The sequence below is a fragment of the Rubrivirga halophila genome (genome assembly GCF_046845755.1).
In the GTDB taxonomy this organism is placed as follows: Bacteria; Bacteroidota; Rhodothermia; order Rhodothermales; family Rubricoccaceae; genus Rubrivirga.
Window position 1 is genome coordinate 2,312,411 of sequence record NZ_CP177357.1, and the last position, 18,106, is coordinate 2,330,516.

General features: G+C 73.5%; 19 protein-coding genes. 4 read left to right on the top strand and 15 right to left on the bottom strand.

The annotated features are described in order from the left end of the window. Positions 1-861: 861 nt before the first annotated feature. The 3 genes from ACLIRP_RS10195 to ACLIRP_RS10205 form a co-directional block, all read right to left on the bottom strand. A complete protein-coding gene (locus ACLIRP_RS10195) occupies positions 862-1,665 on the bottom strand; it encodes a hypothetical protein (protein ID WP_412060341.1) in 804 nt (267 codons plus the stop codon). Between the two features lie 157 nt (positions 1,666-1,822). Next, complete coding sequence (locus tag ACLIRP_RS10200) at positions 1,823-2,086, bottom strand: hypothetical protein (RefSeq protein ID WP_412060342.1); 264 nt, start codon at positions 2,084-2,086, stop codon at positions 1,823-1,825. 82 nt (positions 2,087-2,168) lie between these two features. Beyond that, on the bottom strand, positions 2,169-2,543 hold the full coding sequence (locus ACLIRP_RS10205; protein WP_412060343.1) for a hypothetical protein: 375 nt from the start codon (positions 2,541-2,543) through the stop codon (positions 2,169-2,171). Between the two features lie 161 nt (positions 2,544-2,704). On the opposite strand from ACLIRP_RS10205, the gene ACLIRP_RS10210 reads away from it, so the two are divergent. Next, positions 2,705-3,520: a hypothetical protein gene (locus tag ACLIRP_RS10210; protein WP_412060344.1), complete on the top strand. Its 816-nt coding sequence runs from the start codon at positions 2,705-2,707 to the stop codon at positions 3,518-3,520. Positions 3,521-3,998: 478 nt separating this feature from the next. Here ACLIRP_RS10210 and ACLIRP_RS10215 read toward each other — a convergent pair whose 3' ends face one another. The 11 genes from ACLIRP_RS10215 to ACLIRP_RS10265 form a co-directional block, all read right to left on the bottom strand. Further along, positions 3,999-4,403, bottom strand: coding sequence for a hypothetical protein (locus ACLIRP_RS10215; protein WP_412060345.1), 405 nt, complete (start codon positions 4,401-4,403; stop codon positions 3,999-4,001). Between the two features lie 595 nt (positions 4,404-4,998). Then, positions 4,999-5,373, bottom strand: coding sequence for a hypothetical protein (locus tag ACLIRP_RS10220; protein WP_412060346.1), 375 nt, complete (start codon positions 5,371-5,373; stop codon positions 4,999-5,001). Further along, a complete protein-coding gene (locus tag ACLIRP_RS10225; RefSeq protein WP_412060347.1) occupies positions 5,370-5,921 on the bottom strand; it encodes a hypothetical protein in 552 nt (183 codons plus the stop codon). The genes ACLIRP_RS10220 and ACLIRP_RS10225 overlap by 4 nt, the downstream gene beginning before the upstream one ends. 5 nt (positions 5,922-5,926) lie before the next feature. After that, positions 5,927-6,283, bottom strand: a complete 357-nt coding sequence (locus ACLIRP_RS10230) for a hypothetical protein (RefSeq protein WP_412060348.1) — start codon at positions 6,281-6,283, stop codon at positions 5,927-5,929. Positions 6,284-6,307: 24 nt separating this feature from the next. Further along, entirely contained in the window at positions 6,308-8,920 is a 2,613-nt protein-coding gene (locus tag ACLIRP_RS10235; RefSeq protein WP_412060349.1) for a phage tail tape measure protein, read from the bottom strand. A 143-nt stretch (positions 8,921-9,063) separates the two neighbouring features. Then, positions 9,064-9,468 carry a hypothetical protein gene (locus ACLIRP_RS10240; protein WP_412060350.1) on the bottom strand — a complete coding sequence of 135 codons (405 nt, stop codon included), beginning with the start codon at positions 9,466-9,468 and terminating at the stop codon, positions 9,064-9,066. Next, entirely contained in the window at positions 9,465-9,602 is a 138-nt protein-coding gene (locus tag ACLIRP_RS10245) for a hypothetical protein (RefSeq protein WP_412060351.1), read from the bottom strand. Before ACLIRP_RS10245 ends, ACLIRP_RS10240 begins: the two co-directional genes overlap by 4 nt. A gap of 57 nt (positions 9,603-9,659) precedes the next feature. After that, entirely contained in the window at positions 9,660-11,222 is a 1,563-nt protein-coding gene (locus tag ACLIRP_RS10250; protein WP_412060352.1) for a DUF3987 domain-containing protein, read from the bottom strand. 176 nt (positions 11,223-11,398) lie between these two features. Next, on the bottom strand, positions 11,399-11,707 hold the full coding sequence (locus ACLIRP_RS10255) for a hypothetical protein (protein WP_412060353.1): 309 nt from the start codon (positions 11,705-11,707) through the stop codon (positions 11,399-11,401). Continuing rightward, positions 11,704-11,991: a helix-turn-helix domain-containing protein gene (locus ACLIRP_RS10260; protein WP_412060354.1), complete on the bottom strand. Its 288-nt coding sequence runs from the start codon at positions 11,989-11,991 to the stop codon at positions 11,704-11,706. The genes ACLIRP_RS10255 and ACLIRP_RS10260 overlap by 4 nt, the downstream gene beginning before the upstream one ends. Positions 11,992-12,227: 236 nt before the next feature. Then, on the bottom strand, positions 12,228-13,280 hold the full coding sequence (locus tag ACLIRP_RS10265) for a hypothetical protein (protein ID WP_412060355.1): 1,053 nt from the start codon (positions 13,278-13,280) through the stop codon (positions 12,228-12,230). A 90-nt stretch (positions 13,281-13,370) separates the two neighbouring features. On the opposite strand from ACLIRP_RS10265, the gene ACLIRP_RS10270 reads away from it, so the two are divergent. The 3 genes from ACLIRP_RS10270 to ACLIRP_RS10280 are packed head-to-tail and all read left to right on the top strand — an operon-like array spanning position 13,371 to position 15,332. Continuing rightward, positions 13,371-13,583: a hypothetical protein gene (locus ACLIRP_RS10270; protein WP_412060356.1), complete on the top strand. Its 213-nt coding sequence runs from the start codon at positions 13,371-13,373 to the stop codon at positions 13,581-13,583. Further along, complete coding sequence (locus ACLIRP_RS10275) at positions 13,580-14,830, top strand: tyrosine-type recombinase/integrase (protein ID WP_412060357.1); 1,251 nt, start codon at positions 13,580-13,582, stop codon at positions 14,828-14,830. The genes ACLIRP_RS10270 and ACLIRP_RS10275 overlap by 4 nt, the downstream gene beginning before the upstream one ends. 1 nt (position 14,831) lies before the next feature. Beyond that, positions 14,832-15,332 (top strand): hypothetical protein, encoded by a 501-nt coding sequence (locus tag ACLIRP_RS10280; protein ID WP_412060358.1) that lies wholly within the window; start codon positions 14,832-14,834, stop codon positions 15,330-15,332. A gap of 206 nt (positions 15,333-15,538) precedes the next feature. Here the strand turns inward: ACLIRP_RS10280 and ACLIRP_RS10285 are convergent, their stop codons facing one another. Further along, positions 15,539-18,055, bottom strand: coding sequence for a heavy metal translocating P-type ATPase (locus ACLIRP_RS10285; protein WP_412060359.1), 2,517 nt, complete (start codon positions 18,053-18,055; stop codon positions 15,539-15,541). Positions 18,056-18,106: the final 51 nt, after the last annotated feature.

Below are 18,106 nucleotides of genomic sequence, written 5' to 3' on the forward strand. Positions count from 1 at the left end.
TCCCCTGCCCTACCGCGCGCCCGAGTCCACGTAGGGCACATGTCGGGCAAACCGGCGCGGAACGACGCGGAACGGCGCGGTCTGAGGAGCTGGCGCGAGGGCCCGGCACCCCGACATTTTGCGACATCCGGAGGGGTGGCCGTCGGGCTGGCGTGGGCTCAGGATGTGGACAAATGTGGACATCTCGGAACGCCGCCGAGATGGCGACGGAGTTCTCGAGCGCGCCGCTGGCGACCGCCCGCGAGCTGAGGCGGTCGCCACTTCGGAACCGAAACCCGACGGCGCGGAAATCTCACGGCCCCCTCGGTCCCCAGGCGGGCGGGCCCCAGGGATCGGGCCCGCCCCTCCCTCACGGCGGCCGCTCGCACGCCCGGCAGTACGCCCGCCGTCGACGGTGCCCTCGGTAGCCGGAGGGGTACCGAGAGAACGCGCCGGGTGGCCGGTGCTGGCGGCACCGGGTACAGCGCACCTGCCCGCGCTCGGCGACGATCCGGTCACGATCGGGGCCACGCGCCGCACGCGCGCACGCAGCCGAGCAGCACCGCCAGTCGCCGGCCCGGTAGGTCAGCGCGGCCACCGTCCCGCACGTCACGCACGGGGCGGGCTCTCCCACTTCGGCGCCGAGGCGGGCGCAGGCGCCGGAGCAGTACAGGCGCTGGCGGGTCCGGACCGGGCCCGGGTCGAACGTCCGCCCGCAGCTCGGGCAGGGGCGGGACCGGGCCTCGGCGTGGCGCTCCGCGCTGGCGGCGCCGGCGCACGACGTCGAGCAGTACCGCTGGCGGGCCCGGCGCGTCCGCGCTCCGCACCGCTCGCACCGAGCGCCCCCGGCACGGCGGCCGGGGGCGGTGTGGGTGGCCACGGTCACGACGACGCGGGCGCGGCCCGGGTGTAGGCGTCGCCCGGCCAGCCAGAGCGGACCGAGTCGGCCGTGAGCCCGGCCGTGAGCGAGCACAGTTCGGCGGCGCGGTACAGCGCCTCGGTAGCGGCCGTGAGTTCGCGCCGGACCTTGAACGCCAACGCGACCGCGACCGCCTCGGGCCCGGCCTCGACGACCGAGGGGTCGACGGGGTGGTAGCCGTACACGCCCTCGGTCCTCCACTCGCGCTCCGCTCCGGTGGGGTAGCCGCCCGCGTCCGTCCATGCGTACCCGACGTGGGGCACGGGGGCCCGGTCGGAGATCGTGAACCGGCGGCCGGTCAGCCAGCACTCGTAGACGGCCCGGCCCTCGGCGTGCGGGGTCCGGGGGTGGTGCTCCTTGGCGCCGGTCTTGGGCGGGGCGTGGAAGACGACGGGGTCGGCCGCCCCCCACGTCGGGATGCTCTCGGCGAGGTCGAGGAAGCGGAGCCCGACGCCCGACGTGAGGAGGTCCGCCAGCCCCGCGCGCAGGGCGTTGTGCTCGGCGGCGTTCTCAGCCGCCCGCTCGGCGGGGCGCCCGGCCGCGTCGTCGGGCAGGCGCAGCAGGAAGGCGCCGGGAGGGAAGGCGTCGGCGTCGGGCGGCGGCGTCAGCGCGAACGTCTCGGGCGGGACCGGGCGGCGGACGGACTCGACGAGTGCGGCGAGGTCGGCGGGCGCGGCGTCGCCGAGCGCGTCGACGCCGTCGATGGGCACGAACCCGTCGGGCCATGCGGTGGGGGCGGTCTTCTTGGGGGTCTTGTCGGTAGCCATGGTGTGAGCCTGGGCTGCGGCCGCAACCGTCCCGGGGGGCGCTTCGTAGATTCGCGCTCCGGCTGGGCTTCGGCCTGGTTGGTAGTCGGCGTTCGGTCCGCTTTCCATGCACTGGGGGCGGGCCGTTCGTCGTTGATGCCGGTGGGTCCGGCGTGGTCTACGGTCTGCGGAGCCTGTAGAGGGGCCCATCGACCGCGTAGCCTCCCCACCGCTCGATGATGCGGGTGCGGAGGTCTGTGAGGTTGCGGTCGGGGTACTTCGTCGCGTCGGTGACGGAGGCCGGGCTGACACCGAGGTCGGCGGCGGCGGCTGTCTTCGACTTGCCGGACGCCTTGATGGCTAGGGCGGCTAGCTCGGTCAGGTCCTCGGCGGAGTAGTGCCCGGCCCTCAGTTCGGTGGGGGGCTCGCGTGGGGTGGACATGGTGAGGGGGGATGGAGGGAGGCCGGGGCGCCGCCGTCGGTCGGCGCCAGGGTCGGCCGGGGTGGAACCCGACGGCAGGGGGTCACGCCGCCAGCGTGGCGGTCACGGCCTCGGCGGCGAGAGCGCGGGCCCGGTCGGCGCGCACGGTGGGGGAGCGCTTCACGCGGATAAACGAGGTCACGTCGGCGACGCTGGCGGAGCGGTCGGCGCGGGCGGTCGCCTTGATCTCGGCGAGGTAATCGGCGACCTGCCCCACCTCGGGCGGATAGTCGTAGGTCCGGCGGGTGGCCGACTCGATGACGTAGCCGCGCGCCTCCGTCCGGCCGTCGTCTTCCTCGTCGAGCGCGGCCAAGATGACGGGCGCGAGCTGGGCGAGGTCGGCGTCGATCCGATCGCGCTCCTCTCGCAAGTCGAGGAAGCGGCGGAGGTCGTCGGGATCGTCGAGGGCACGGAGCATGGGGCGGGCGGTTGGTAGTGAGACGAAGATACGTTCCCTGGTCGTATCTCGTCAAGCCCTAAATACGTTTGGCAGACGGAAAAAAGATTGGCCAGCCCTTGACAGATACGTTGATGGAACGTATCTTGGGATCACTACCAACCGGCCCCGGCCACCCGCAGATGTTCAACCCCGACGACCGCACCGACGCCCTCTACACCCGTGGCGAAGACGACGCCCTCAACGGCTACGCCTTCGACGCCCCCGCCGACGCCGAGGGGGAGGCGGCCTACCGCGAGGGGTACGAGTCCGTCCGCCTCCCGGGCGTGACCGCTGGCGACGCCCCGGCCTACGGCCCCACGCTCTCCCCGGTCGAGGCCCGCGCCGAGGCGATCGCCGAAGACGCCGCCCTCGTGCTCGCGCACATCAACGCCGTCGGCGTCACCTTCGACGCCCGCAAGAAGGTCGGCGAGTCGGAAGAGTTCTCGTTCCTCCGGGGCGGCTCCGCTCTGGCGATCCCGTCGAAGCTCGCCAGCGTCATGCCCTTCCAGGGCGACGTGTCCCGGCTCGGCGCGGCGCTCGCGGACCTCGACGCCCTCACCCCCGGCGCGTCGCGGTCCTACCCCACCCGGCTCTACAAGCGGACCGACGGGGAGGGCGCCCCGGCCGTCGTCGTGATGGCGGAGACGGTCCCCGGCGACGCCGACTCGCTCCGCTGCCTCGGGATGCTGGCGGACAAGCACGCCGCGTGGATCGCCCCGGTCCTCGGCACCTTCCAGGGCACGGGCGCCGTGACCGAGGGGTCGAGCCCGATCCGGGTCTACGTCACGGCCGTGACCGGCGGGACGCCCGACCGCCCGACGCGGGGCGTCAACGTCGCGATCCACGGGACGGCCGACGCGGTGCGGGCGTTCTACGACACGGCCGCGATCGAGGCGCACCGCGAAGACGCCTACGGCTCCGGCAACCCGGCCGCTGTCGAGGCGATCATCGACTAGGCCGACGGGAGGCGGGGGCCCGGCGCCCCCGCCGGTCCCGACCGCCAGCACGACGAACCCGACGCCCGCCCTTCCTGCCCCCGCCAGCGAGCGCGACGCCAGCCCGCCGATCGCCGACCCGAGACACGTCCGCACCGCCACCAGCACCATGTTCCCCCTCACTCCCTCTCAGCGCGACAAGATTGAGAACTGGGCAACGGTGCGCGGGGTGGGGTTGGCGCTGGCGGTCGGGTCCGTCGGCCATGTGATCTGCGCCGAGGCTGGCGACCCGGGGATGAGCCACCTTCTGGCTCTCGCTGCCGGCTGGCTCTTGGCAATCGTGGGCGATAGGAAGGCCCGCCGCGTCGGGCGGCGCCATTAGGGACGACCGCGCGGCCCGATCCGAAACCGAGGGGACGGACAGCCCGGCGCCCCGTCCCGTGGCCGTCTCGATTCCAGACGGCCGGGCCGATGTGTCCGCGGACACGTCCGGCCGGTCTCAGTCGGGGACGCCCGCCGGCGCCAGCGTCACCATCCCGCCGGGCCCGTCGGCCACCAGCTCGGCCCGGCGGAGCGCGCTGAGGGCCGACGCCACGGCCGCGACGTCGAGCTCGAGCTTTTCCCCCAGCTCTACGGCGCCCTCGGCCGTGAACCGCCAGCCGTCGAGGGCGACGTACAGCCGGGCCGCACCAGGCGCTTCCGTCTCGGCCGCGAGCAGGAAGGGGGGGCACTCGGCCCCGCCGTCGAGCCCGATCCGGAGCCGGGCCCGCTGGCGGCGCTGGAGGTCGGCGCCGAGGTCGGCCACGTCGCGGCGGCCGTCGTCGTCGAGCGCGTCGCGGAGCGCTGGCGGGAGCTTGTCGAGGGGGCGGAGCGCGGCGGGGCGCTGGCGGTCGGTACGGGCCATGTCCGGGCGGGTTGGTTGCGGGGCGGAGCGTAGCGCCAGGCCGTGACGGGTGTTCCGTCAGGGGGCGCGGTCGCCACCCCCTCGCGCCCCAGAACGGGCGGCAAGCTGCGGCAAGATCGGTGGACAAAAGTGGAAACGGATCGCCGAAACGGAGCCCTGTGGGGCGATCTCGTTTCCAGCGCGGCGGCAAGCTGGCCCCGGCGGGTAGGCAGCCAGCCCGGGGCCGTCAGCGCGCGGTGGCCACCCCTCGAAATCGCCGGACAACTCCGGACAGTTTCGGAAGCTGGCGCCGCTCGGAGGGGGCGGAAAACTGCGGAAAGCAGGTTGAGAGAGGTCGAGAACGAATCGGCCAACGGCGAGCGCAACGGCCGATTTTGGTTCCAACCCGCGCGGTCGCCAGCGGAAAGCTCGACGGGCTCGCGGAACCCGAAACACCCGGACATTTCCGGACATCTCGGGCCGGGCCAGGGAGAGGTCGGACGGCCCTCGGCGCGCGGGACGGCCCGGCGCGCGATCCGCCAACACGCGCCGGGGAGGGCTGCAGATGTAGACATAACATGACATCTCGCCGACCGGCCGGTGGCCACATAACACATCATCCGCCCGACCCGTCCGGACGGGGATACCCCTCATCTGTGGCCTTCCGGTCGATGTCGTCGGACACGCCGCGCAGCCCTTCGGCCGTGAGGCACGCAGGACGGGTGGAGCGCGGGCCCGGCACGGTGGACCCGGCGTAGACGTTGAGGGTGTACGCGCGCGGGGTCCCTTTGCCCAGGTACGTCGAGGCATACCAGAACCCCTGGTTGCCGCCCTCGCGGCTCTCCATGCGGAAGACGACACGCCGGCCGTGCCAGTCGTCGAACGTGAACCGGCCCGCGCGCCACGCCTCCTCGATGAACTCGCGCCCGAGGTGCCCCGCCTCGGCGGCGGTCAGGTGTGGGCCGGCGGGGCGTCTTCCTGCGCCGCTCACGGTTGCCCCGTCGGGAGGAACGTCGGGCCCCGCCCCGTCACGCGGCCGTCGTTCTCGGCGGCGATGCTCTCGGCGAGCTCCCGCCGCCGCCGCGCCAGCAGGCGGGCCCGCTCGTCCAGCACGTCGTTCGGCCCGGTGCTCAGCGAGCCGTCGTATTCCAGAAGCCGGGCGCTCACGTCGATGAAGCGCATCGCCGGGTCCCGGTACGTCACGTCGAGATCGGTCACCACGAAGTTGCCGAGGTAGGCCGACCCGAGGAAGAGCGGGCAGACCACCCCGTAGGCGAGGAAGCCCTCCAGGTGCAGCAGCCGGACCGACGCGGTCTCGCCCGGCGCCCCGCTCACGGGCTGGCGCGTCGGCACGAGCCGCATCGGGAACTGGACTTCGGCGGGGCGCAACTGCAGCGCCTCTAGCCGCGTCACGCCGTCGGCGCCGGTGTGCTCGGCGTAGTCGCGCCGGAGCCTCACGCGCATCTCGTCAGGCGCGAAGGCCGACGTGAACTCGACGAGGCGGTCAACGGGGCCGATGGACCCAACGGTGCGGAGCATGGCGGCTACTGGCGGGGGGAGAGCTCGACGGTGAAGGCGACGCGCCCGAGGGTGCGGCCGACGGGGTCGCCGATGCGGACGGCGACCAACGTGAAATCCGGGTCGCCCCTCAGCGCCTCGGCGACGGCGACCCGGAGCCGGGCGGCCGACGAGACCGGCGCGTCGAGGATGGACGGGTCCATCCCGAACGTCCGGTCGAGCGGGACCGACCCGCGCGGAGTGGACAGCTTCAACCGGACGCGCTGTAGGGCGCGGCTCAGCTCCCACTCGGCGCGCTCGCGGGAGTCGGTGGGCGGGCTCGATCCGGCGAGGATGAGCGGGGCGGGGGCGGCGAGGCCGCCGGGGAAGTCGAGGGTGGGCATGGGAGGCAGGCTAAAGGGTGGCCGTCACAGTCGCGTGCGGGTGTCTTGGGCGCGGGCCAGCATCCGCTCGAACTCGCGCTGGTCGAGCGCCAGCGCCTGCCCTACGCCCTCGCGCACGTCGGCCACGCTGGCGGTGCCGGTGAACGTGACGTTGACCGTCGGCGAGTAGACGGGCGCGAGCCCCCCGCCCGCTCCGCCCCCGCCGCCGACGCCGGCAGGCACGGCGCCGCCCGCCGTGCTCGCGGCGAGTGTGGCCGCCAGCGCCGGGGGGCCTGTGCCCGCCGTGCCGAGTGCGAGCGTGGCCGCCAGCGCGGGCGTCCGGACGGCCCCGAACGCCGACGACAGCGCGCCCGTGAGCGGCGCCGGCGTCACGGTCGAGGCCATCAGCTTCATGAGCCCCTCGCCCGCCGTGTTGAACGCGACGAGCGGGCCGCGCTTGACCGGCGAGCCCGGGACCATCCCTCGGATCGGGGCGAACACTTGGGCGACCTTCCCGACGAGCCCTGAGGCCATCGAGCCGATGCCACGGATGAACCCGCGGATGAGGTTCTTGCCCGCCTCGACGAGCGAGAAGTCGGCGACGAACGAGCGGATGGAGCCCCAGGCACTGAGGAGGCTGTCCTTGAACCCGACGGCCGCATCGTGGGCACGGCGAGCCCACTCCACGAACCCGGCCACCTTGTCGGCCACCCACCCGACGGCGTTGGCGGCCCGCGTCAGGTTGTCGACGAGCCCGCCGCCGAGGAAGGCGCCGAGCGACCGGGCCCCGCCCTCGCCCTCGCTCGACGCGCCGAGGAAGTCGCCGAACGCCGAGACGGCCGGGCTGACGGCGTCCCACAGGCGGAGCAGCGAGTCGCCGAGGTCCCGGAGCGAGTCGAACAGCCCGCCCGACTTGGTCGCCGAGTCCACCATGCCCGAGGCGAACCCGCCGAGCAGCGCCTGCCCGAAGTCGAGGGCCTGACGCGCCAGCCCGCCGAGCACGTCGCGGATGGGCTCGGTCGCTGCCCAGAACGCGCGGAGCTTGGCGGTCACCGTCTCGACGGCGGGCCCGACCGCCGAGCCGAGCGCGCGGCCCGCGTCGACGAACCGGCCGATGGTGCCCACGCCCGCCGCCACCTCCGGCCCGCCGAACATCCCCTTGACGCCGGCCCACGCGTCGCGCGCCAGGTCGGACAGCGGGGCCAGCGCGTCGGCGACCGGCCCGAGCCCGTCGAGGAAACCGTTGGCGAACCCCTTCGCCTTCAAGCTGAGGGCGTCCCAGTTCCGCGAGACGAGGTAGACCGCCCCGGCCACGCCCGCCAGCGCGATCCCCCACGGCGAGACGAGCGCCGCCAGCCGGAGCCTGCCCAGCCGCTTCCCGAACCCGGCCGCGAGCTCCATGCCGCGCCCGAGGTTGTCCGCCAGCGCGCCGGTCACCCACAGCGACCCGCCGACGCCGACGAGCGCGGTGCCGAGCCCGCCGACGGCCGCGACGATGCCGCCGAACACGGCCTTGTTCTCGATGGCCACCTCGGCGAGCCGGGAGACCATCCCGATGCCGAGGTCGAGCGCGCCCTTCAACGGGTCGAGCAGGCCCGAGCCCGACGCCTGGAAGAGCGACGTGAACCCGCCCTTGAGGATCTTGAGCTTGCCCGTCAGCGAGTCGGTCATCTTGGCCGCCGCGCGCATGGCCACGCCCGACGAGTCGCCGAGCGCGTCGACGCCCTCCGTCAGCCCCTCGACATTCTGGAGGAGCGGGACGAGGGCCGCGTACCCCTGCTCCCCGAACGCCGCACGGAGCTTGTCCTGGACATCGGGGGTCAGGCTGTCCACGTCGCCGAGCCGGTCGGCCAGGCTGCCCAGCGTGCCCACCAGGTCGAGCCCGCCGTCCGCCGTCGTGACGTACGTGAACCCGAGCGCCTTCGACGCCGTGTTCAGCTTGCCCATCATGGCCGTCAGCCCGGTGCCCGCGCGCGAGCCCGCGACGCCGGCCGTGTTGAGCATCCCGAGCGAGGCGAACAGCTGATCGACGGGGAGCCGGGCCGACTTGGCGGCTGCGCTGGCGTAGTTGAACCCGTCGGCGAGCGGCGCCAGCGACTCGATCTGGTACCGCTGCTGCGTGGCCGTGATGATGTCGGTGAACCGCTGCGACTCGTCCCCGGCCGCCCGGGTGTCGTCGGCGAGGTTGTTCATGGCCGTGCCCAGGAGCGCGGCGAAGGTGGCCGCGTCGCCCTTGGTGGCCGTCGCGCCCGTCAGGGCGTCCTCGGTCACGGCGACCGCGTCGGCGGCGGCGACGCCGGCCGAGACCACGTTGTACAGCGTGTCGGCGTACGTCTGCGCCCCGGCCCCGGTGCGGGCCTGGAAGCGGAGGAACGAGTCGGTGGCCGACTCGACGATCCCCTCGGCCTCCTCCCCCAGCGACTTGACCGGCTGGAAGGCCGCTTCCATCGACGCGGCGGCGCCGACGGGCGCGGCGGCGAGGGCGACGAGCCCGGCGCCCGCCTTCATGAACCCGCGCCCGGCCGACTCCATCTCGCGCCCGAACGTGCGCATGGTGCCGGTCAGGCCTTCGTACTTGGACTGGACTCGGCCGAGGCCACGGGCCATGCCGTCGGCGCCGATCAGCTCGAGCTTCAGTCCGGTGGTGATGATGGACATCTCAGGGGGGGAGGTTGGGGCCCGGCGCTACGTCGCGTCGGGCCTGGGCTCGGCGGCGAGCTGGCGCTCCAGCTCGGCCACGATGGCGGCGGCGACCTCGGCGTCTTCGTCGAGGATGCCGAGGCCGACCACGCGGGCCGCCGCTACGAGGTCGGCGAGGGAGGGCCCGGCGCGTCGTCGCCCCCGGCGGCGTTGAGCGCGGCGAAGTCGTCGGCGTCGAGGTCGAGCACGTCGTCGAGCTTGATGCGCCGCCAGTCGTCGGCGTCGGGCTTGCGGACCCGGGCGGCGTCGGCGATCAGGAGGGCGGCGGCGTAGGACGCGGCGGCCGGGGGGCTCACGGCGTCGCTACTGGGGATGCCCAGCTCGGTGCGAGCGAGGCGCTCGGCGTTCCCGAGGGCGTGGACCTGCTGGCGGGCGGAGTGCCGGAGCACGACGAACTGGCGGCCGTCGACGGGCAGGGTGCCGGAGGCCCGGACGGTGCGGCCGTCGACGACGTCGCCGGGCTTGGGGATGGTGTCCGCGGACACGTCGGGAGGGGTGGGGGTCATCGGAGGGTCGGGAGGGTGCGGAGGTTCGCGGGACGGGACAGGACGGGGAGCTCGCGGGCCGGGCGGAGCGCGGCGGCTACCAGCGGGCCGGGCGGCGCGAGCGCGGCGGCAATGAGGCGGGGCGGGTCGGTCACGGGGTTGGGGTGGAGGGTGGAGGGGTGACGATCGAGGCGGCGAGGTGGAGTGGGATCTCAGAATGGGGGCTCATCCCAAGTCGGCAGTGGCGTGTCGGGGGTGCCGTCGCCGCCAGGCGGCAGAGGGGGCGGACAAGCGCCGGACGCTGGCGGACGGACGAGCACAGGCACGTCCCCGTCCGGTTGTTCGTCCGGTGCCCTCGTGGACGACAAAGCGGCCAGCAGGTCGAAGAATGCCGGTTCGTCCGGTTCGTCCGGTTCGTCCGGTGGGGTCCCGACGTTGGGGAGGTAGACCCCCCTTGATCTCTGTATGGCCTTTCCAGAGGCAGTTAGGTTTCCGATAATCTCATAGGCCTGAGTGCGCTTCACGCCCCACGCCTCGGCCACGTCCTCCCATCCGAACGGGCTCGGTAGGCGAGCGCACTTGTCGGTGTCGCTCACCTCGACGGCGCGCTCGGCGAACGCGGCGGCGCCGTCCCCGCCGAACTCGTGACGGATGTAGATCCGGAAGACTTCCCGCCGGAGCCAGGCGGCCACATCGACCGCCCGCGCGAAGGTGGCCGCCGGGACGGGCGGGAGGACATCGAAGGCGCTGGGGCCGAACTCCCCTTGCTCGGCACAGTCGGCGAGATGGAAGGCGAGCGCCAGCCGGGCCGGGCGGTCGGGCTGCTTCGCGAGCATGGCGCGCACCGCATCGGACGGGGCGGCCTCGTACATCTGGCCGTTCGTGTTGAAGAACTCCCGCAGCAGCTGGCGCGCACCATCCGACAGGGGTACCGCGCGCTCCGTCTCAGGGAGGGAGTACAGTCGACGCACGGTCAGGCGGTATGCCGCCGACGTGTCCGGGTGGATCGTCGCGTCGGTCCAGACGCGGGGCAGCGTCGGGGGCTCGGCGAGACAGAGCCTCGCCAGGAAACCCGACTCCGAGAACTCCGGCGTGATGAGCCGGCGGAGCGTGGTAGGCTGAACGGTGGAGGCGACGGCCACACACGGCCGGTTGATCCGGAGCGTCGGGCTCTCGGGGTTCTTCCGGTCCACCGTCAGCGGAGCCCCGTCGTGGATCTCGATCCACTTGAACAAGTCGCCGCCGCCGTTGCCGCTCCGGTATCGGTTGAAGCCGCCGAGCCACGCGCCCGCCTCGGGAGGAGCCGAGAGAAGCCCCCGGGGGTTCACGGAGTGACGGTCCGCCAGCGCCTCGATCGTCACGTCCTGAACGATGAACCGGCGGGCTTGGGGCCGCTCGGGCGGAGCCTCGTTGGCCTTGGCTTGCTTCCCAAGGCCCTCGTACCTCCGGAGGTCATCGGCGTAGGCCTCTGCCTCGACCTCGTGCTCGGCGAACGCTTCTCGCGCTAGGTCGCGGACGGGTGCGAGTGCGGCGTCCCATGCTGGCGACTTGCCGGAGCCCGACGGCGCGACGACGACGGCCCACAGCGTCGCGGGCACCTCCCACCCTCGCTTCAACTCCAGGCGGGCAGCGTTACCAACGGCCGAAGCGAGCACGGCGAGGGCGGGGAGGGCGACGGCAGCCTCGTCCACGTTGCGCGCCAGCGCGGCCGACCGGATGTAGCGCGCGACGCTCTCGGGTAGCGCGCCCGTCGGGAACGGGCGCCAGTCGAGCACACGGCCAGCGTCCACGGAGGAACGCCCGGACGAACCGGACGAGCCGGACGAACCCGCATCGCGTACCCGAAAGCGTCGATTATGGGGCTCAGATTCGTCCGCAGCCCTACCGGACGAAGGGCCGGACGAAGGGAGTCCGGCCGCCTCGGCGAGCTGGCGGAGCGTGTCTGGGCGGCTCATCGGCTCCGCCCCCCGGCGTGCTCGGCGATGAAGACGACGGCGGCCGACGTGTCGAAGTAGAGCCGCGTCGTCCCTGGGGTTCTGTCGGACGGCGCCAGGTCGCCCGCGCCGACGGCCGCGAGCACGGTCCGGGGGTGGAGGCTCGACGCCGTGGCCACGTCCGCCAGCGTGACCACGTGGCCCGCCGTGACGGACGCGCGCGCGACGGCCTCGCGTCCGGCAGCGGTCAGGGCGCACGACCCGTCGGGCTGGCGAGCGAGCGGCGGGGCGCCGAAGAGGTCTCGGGCGAGATCGGGGCGGCTCACAGCGCCCTCGTGTTGCGACGGATGAACGCCTCGACGGCCGCCGGGTCGAACCGCCGGACGCCGCGCCCGGCCCCGATCCGCGTGACCGGGATGTCGCCGCTGGCGACCAGCGCCTCGACGGTCCGCGTGCTCACGTTGAGCCGGGCGGCGGCGCCCGCCAGGTCGAGCAACGGCGGCGGCGTGCGGGCCGCGTCGACGAGCTGGGCCACGCGGTCGGCGAGGCTGGCGGCGAGCGCGTCGAGGTCGGCGGGCGGGCGGTCGGGGGCCGGGCTGGGGGGCGGCACAGTGGGTTCGGCATCGAGCGGGCCTCGCAGCTACACAAAGCGGGCCCCCTTCTGTGCCGCAGAGGTGGGGGCCCGCCCGTGTTCGCTGCCGAGTCCTCGCCCGGAGCAGATTGAAGATCGGGGATGGCCGACGTGTTGACGCCGGCCGTTCTCTGCGGCACCCGTAGTGTCCGGCATGGACGGGCCGAAGTGGGCACGTGCCTCGGGTGTGCCTCGTGTGTTCCCGTGCCTGCGCGCTACGTCGTTGGCGGCGGACCTCCGGGACCCCAGAACTCAGCGTCGCTGAGGGGGGACCAGACAGGTTCGCCGAGCTCCGGGTTGAATTCGTGGTGCGACCACGCGTCGATCACGTCAGCGTCCGCTACAGTTCCCGTCTGAGGTGTGTCGAGTGGGGCCGCCGCGTCTTGCGCTGCGTCAGCGCTCACATCCGGCTGTTCCACCCCGTCGAACAGCTCGCTCATCTCCATCCCGAAGAGGGCACGCCCTAGCCGTTGGTCTGGGGAGAGTTCTTCCCACCCGACCGGCACCGACTCCGGGATGGCCTGGACAAACCGTAGCCACAGCGGAATCCACTCGCCGTAGACATCGAGGTCAGCGACACGAAGCAGGATGTCGAGCATCCCAGCGCGGGCGTTCGATTCAGCCAGATGCCTTCGGGCTGCCGCCCGGGCGGCGTCGGCCCGCTCCGTCTCGGGCAGTGGGTCTCCGCTGGCCTCTACTCCCAGCGCCTCCCGCGCCTCGCGTTCCAGACGAGGCCGAGTCACGGAGAGGGCTTCCCCTTTGGGGAGCATCCCCTTGCGCCGGAAGGTGCGAGCAACGGCCCGCTCGCTAGCAGGCTCGCCGCCTTCGCCGGGGGCGAGAACGCCGACCTTGCGCCACAGGTCAGCGGGCGAAGCGGCAGGGGTCCCCTCCAACTCCAGGATGGCAGTGAGGTAGTCCTTCAGGCGACCGTCCACGATCGTCGCTGGCGACTTGGAAGAGGGCTCAGGTCCGAGAGCATCGAGCGCCGCTTGCGCATCAGCCGCCCGTTCTCGGAGCCCGTCGAGCTTTAGCCTAAGCGCTGTGTATCCGGCCGCTGTGGGGCGGTCTCCTCCATCAGTCAGCAACTCGTACCACGGGTTCCACCATTGCTCGGCCCACTGGTGGAGGATGTCGGCAAGCAGGTCGTGCCCGTGCTCATCGAGGTGGGGCCGGGCGGCGATCCATTCCTCGACCGAATCCACGCCCTCGGCGCGGTTCCGGTGCTCAAACGCGGACCACAGCAGGTCCGTCACTTCACGGAGGTTCATCGGGGTATTTCTCTGCGGCTCAGGCAACGTACCGCCCCTCTTGCGGTCTCGCAACACGGGCCGTAGTCTCCGGCACGCCCCGCCGGACCGATGCCCGACCTCCTCTCGACCACCGAAGCCGCCGCCCGGAAGGGGTGCACGGCGATGGCCATCCGTAACGCGATCGAGCGCGGCGACCTCAACGCGAGCAAGCTCGGGCACGTCTGGGCCGTCGTCGACGACGCGGCGCTCGCGGCCTACGCCGTCCGCGAGACGGGCGGGCGGGCGCACCGCCAGCGGGGCGACGTGTCCGCGGAAACGTGAGCCGGGGCACCAACCCCTACCGCGCTGAGCTCCCCGACGGCTCGCGCATCGAGCGCGCGTACCGGAAGGACGGCAAGAAGCGCGTCGCGCGCGGGAACTGGTACTGGGTGGTCTACGACCCCGACCGCCGGCCGAAGCGCAAGAAGGTCAACCTCCGGACCGCCGACAAGGGCGCGGCCATGCGGAAGGCGCTCGGGTACGCCCAGCGCCGCTCGCTCGGGACGTTCGACCCGTGGGCGCCCGGCGTCGCCGCGTCGAGCGTCGCGCTGACCGAGGCGGCCAAGGGCTACCTCGCCGAGAAGCGCCACACGTCGGCCCCGTCGACGCTCGCCGAGGACCGCCGGTACCTCGACCTGCTGGCGGCCCAGCTCCCGGCCGGCGCGCTCGTCTCGCACGTCGAGCCCCACCACGTCGAGGCCGTCGTCAACGCCCGGAAGCGCCCGCCGAAGGACGCCGACGGCGTACGGCGCGGGCCGGGCCCCGAGGCCACGCCCCAGACCAAGCGGCGCCGGCGCGCGAGCCTCCAGCCGTTCTTCGCGTGGGCCGTCCGCGGCGGCCTCTCCCCTTCCAACCCCGCCGAGGGCGTCGCCGTCCCGACCTCGACCGGGGCCCGGCGCGACCACGTCACCGACGCCGAGGCCGCCGACATCCTCCGGGCCTCGGAGACGGCCGCCGTCGAGGCCGCGCTCGCGGGCGTGCCCGTCAAGCGGCCCGGCTGGATCGAGGACTGGGTGACGTTCGGGCTCGGGACCGGGCTCCGGCCGGGCGAACAGCGGGACCTCCGGTGGAGCGCGGTCCGGCTGGCGGAGCGGTCCGTCGAGGTCGGCCGTGGCCACCGGGTCAAGACCGAGGGGAGCCGCCGGACCGTCCCCGTGCGCGGCAACGCGCTCGCGGTGCTCCAGCGGCTCCACGGCGAGCGGACGACCGAGGCCGACGGCCCCGTCTTCCGGGGCGCGACTGGCGGGCGCGTCGCCGTGGACTACCTCACGAAGCGGCTCCAGGCGCTCGCCGAGCGGGCCGGCGTCAATAAGACGGTCACGGCCTACGCGCTCCGCCACGCCTACGGGACGCGGATGGCCGGGGCGGGCGTCCCGCTCCTCGACCTCGCTCGGCTCATGGGCACGTCGCTCCGGATGATCGAGCGGCACTACGCGCACTACGACCCGGCCCGGGGCGCGTCCCACGTCGACCGGGTGTTCGGGGCGGCGCCCTCCCCCGCCTCGGCGCCGACGCGGGAGGGCGCCTGAGATGGGCGCGCTCCTCGACTTCCTTGCTGCGGTCGCGCCCAGCCTCGTGGTCGCCGTCCTGGCGGCGCTCTTGGGCGTCAGGCTCGCGCTCCGGCGGTTCAGGTCGGAGCGCTGGTGGGAGCGGAAGGCGGAGGCGTACACGGACCTCATTAGCGCCGTGTACAGGTTCTCAACCACGTTCGACCGGGACTACGTGGACCCCGACGACCTGGAGGAACTCGACGCCCAAGGCCCGCTGACGCAGAGAGGCTTCATCGGAATGAGCCGAGCCCAGCGAAGACGCAACCGCGCGTGGGCGGAGATCGAGCAGGCGATAGGGATCGGAGAGTTTGTGTTCTCGCGTGAGACTGTCCTCATCCTCAGCAGCCTCAAGACCCGTGTGCGTCAGGGTCAGCCTGGAGACAGGGACGGCGACCGCCTTGAGGCAGCGCGGCTGCTCCTCCAGAGGTTGAAGGCCGCGGCTGCCCGCGACCTGGGCGTTGAGACGCAGACCCGACCGTAGGGCACAGGTAGGGCAAACCCGTTCGGAACGGTGCGCAACCTCTCACACCAAATGCCGAATGAAGGCGAAAAACGGGCACACAGGGGATGAATGAGACGACTGGCGCCCTGGCGCGTCGCACTGGCAGTGAGGAGGTCAACGGTTCAAATCCGTTATGCTCCACGGAAGACGGCCGCTACGCACCGCGCGTGGCGGCCGTTGTTCGTCTAGGCCGGCTCGCGGTACGCCAGCAGGCGCAGGGCGTTGAAGACCACGATCAGCGTCGACCCCTCGTGGAGCGCGACCGCCGGGCCGATGCCCAGGCCAAAGAGGGTCGCCGGAACGAGGATGGCCACCATGCCGAGGCTGAGCCACAGGTTCTGGCGGATGATGCTGCGCGTCTTGCGGCTGAGGCCGACGGCGAAGGGGAGCCGGGACAGGTCGTCGGCCATCAGCGCCACGTCGGCCGTCTCCAGCGCCACGTCCGAGCCGGCCGCGCCCATCGCGATGCCGACCGTCGCGTTCGCCATCGCCGGCGCGTCGTTGACGCCGTCGCCGACCATCGCGACCTCGCCCCGCTCGCGGAGTTGTCGGATGGCCGCCACCTTGTCGTCCGGCAGAAGGTCACCGCGCGCCTCGTCGATGCCGACCGCGCGGGCGACCGACTCGGCGACCACCTGGGCGTCGCCCGAGATCATGATCGTCGTCTCGATGCCAAGCGCGTGGAGCTGCTGGATCACGCCCTTTGCGGCCTCTCGCGGCGTGTCCATGAGGCCGACGACGCCCAGAAACCGGCCTCCGCGCTGGACCAGCATCGTGGAGCGGCCGTCCGCCTTGAGTTGGCGGTCGGTTTCCAACAGCGCATCGGGCGCGGGCGCGCCGCCGTCGAGCGTAAACAGCGCCGGCTTGCCCACGGCGACGGCCTCGCCGCCGAGCGTGGCGCGGACGCCGTGGCCCGTCACGCTCTGAAGCCCCTCCGCCGACGGCCCCTCCCCTGCCCGCCCGCCGAGGTCGCGGACGATCGCGCGGGCGAGGGGGTGCTCGCTGAGCCGCTCGACGGCCACGACTGCTGCCAGCAGCTCGGCCTCCGTCGCGCCGTCGGCCGGGATCACGTCGGTGACGCGCGGCTCGCCCTCGGTCAGCGTGCCCGTCTTGTCGAAGGCGATCGCCGTCAACCCGCCGAGCGCTTCGAGCGGCCCGCCGCCCTTGACGAGCACGCCGCTCCGGCCCGCTCGCGCGACGCCCGAGAGCACGGCCGACGGCGTCGCGATCGCGAGCGCGCACGGGCTGGCGGCGACGAGCACGGCCATCGCGCGGTAGAAGCTCTCCGCGAACGGCTCGGCGACGAGGTCGAGCGCCCCGAGAAGCGGCGGCACGACGACGAGCCCGACCACGAGCGCGAGGACGGACGGCACGAACACCTTTTCGAAGCGGTCCGTGAACCGCTGCGTCGGCGAGCGCTCGGTCTCGGCCTCGGCCACCATCTGGACCACGCGCGCGAGCGTCGTCTCGCCCGCCGGCCGCGTCACGACCACGTCGAGCGCGCCGCCGCCGTTGAGCGTCCCGGCGAAGACGCGGTGCTCAGGCGCGACGGCCTCGAAGTCGGCGAGCGCGGCGTCGAGGTCAGCGACGGGCTGCTTGTCGACGGGCACGCTCTCGCCCGTGACGGGCGCCTGGTCGACGGCACTCGTCCCAACCGTGACGACGCCGTCGGCGGCGATCCGCTCGTCGGGACGGACGACGACCGTGTCGCCGACGACCAACTCGCCGACGGGCACCTCCGATTCGACGCCCGCGCGGCGAACGCGCGCCGTCGCGGGCGCCAGCTCGCCGAGGGCTTCGATCGCGCGGCGCGCCCGGCCCATCGCGTACCCTTCGAGCGCGTGGCCGATCGAAAACAGGAACAACAGCAGCCCGCCCTCGAACCACTCGCCCAGCGCGGCGGCACCGGCGGCGGCGACGAGCATCAGGAAGTCGATCTCGAAGCGGCCCGCGCGGATCGAGTCGACGGCCTCGCGGACGGTAAACCAGCCGCCAAAAGCAAAGGCGCCGAGGTAGAGCGCGAACGGGACGGCCTCGGCGACGCCGGTGAACGTCTCGAGCCCCCAGCCGAGCGCGACGCAGACGCCGGACAGGACGGCGAAGATCAGCTCGGTCCGCTCGCCGAAGATACCGCCGTGCGCATGCCCGCCGTGGGCGCCCGGCGCGTGGTCGTGCCCGCTGTGGTCGTCGTGTTCGCCGGGCCCGTGGTCGTGCCCGTCGTGCCCGCTGGCGGCGGCGACCTCGGGTGGGCGGGGCGCCGGGACGGTCACGCCCAGGTCCGCCAGCGACCGGCGGATGGCGGCCTCGTCGGTCGCGTCCCGGTCGAACTCGACGCGGACCGGGCCCGTCGCGTTCGCCTCGGCCTCGACGACGCCGGGCGTCTGCCGGAGGAGCTCCGTGACGGTCCGCGCGCGGCGCTGGTGGCCGAGCCCGTCGGCCGCCCACAGCACGTGGCCGTAGCGCGCGGTGATCCGAGCGCCCGCCGCCTCGGCGGCGCGGCGCAAGCGGGGCAGCGCGACGGCGTCGGGGTCGTAGTGGAGGCAGAGCTGGGCGGGCCGGTCGCCCTCGGCCGGGACGACGTGGGCCCGCTCGACGCCGGTCGTCGCCGCGAGCGCGTCCGTCAGCCGCGTCACGCACGCGTCGCGGGCGTCCGGCGCGTCGGGCAGCAGGACGGGGAGGTCGAGGCGGAGCGGGTCGGACATCGGCGCAGCGGGGGGCAGGCCGTAAACCGGGGCGTCCGGGATCGGGTCCGC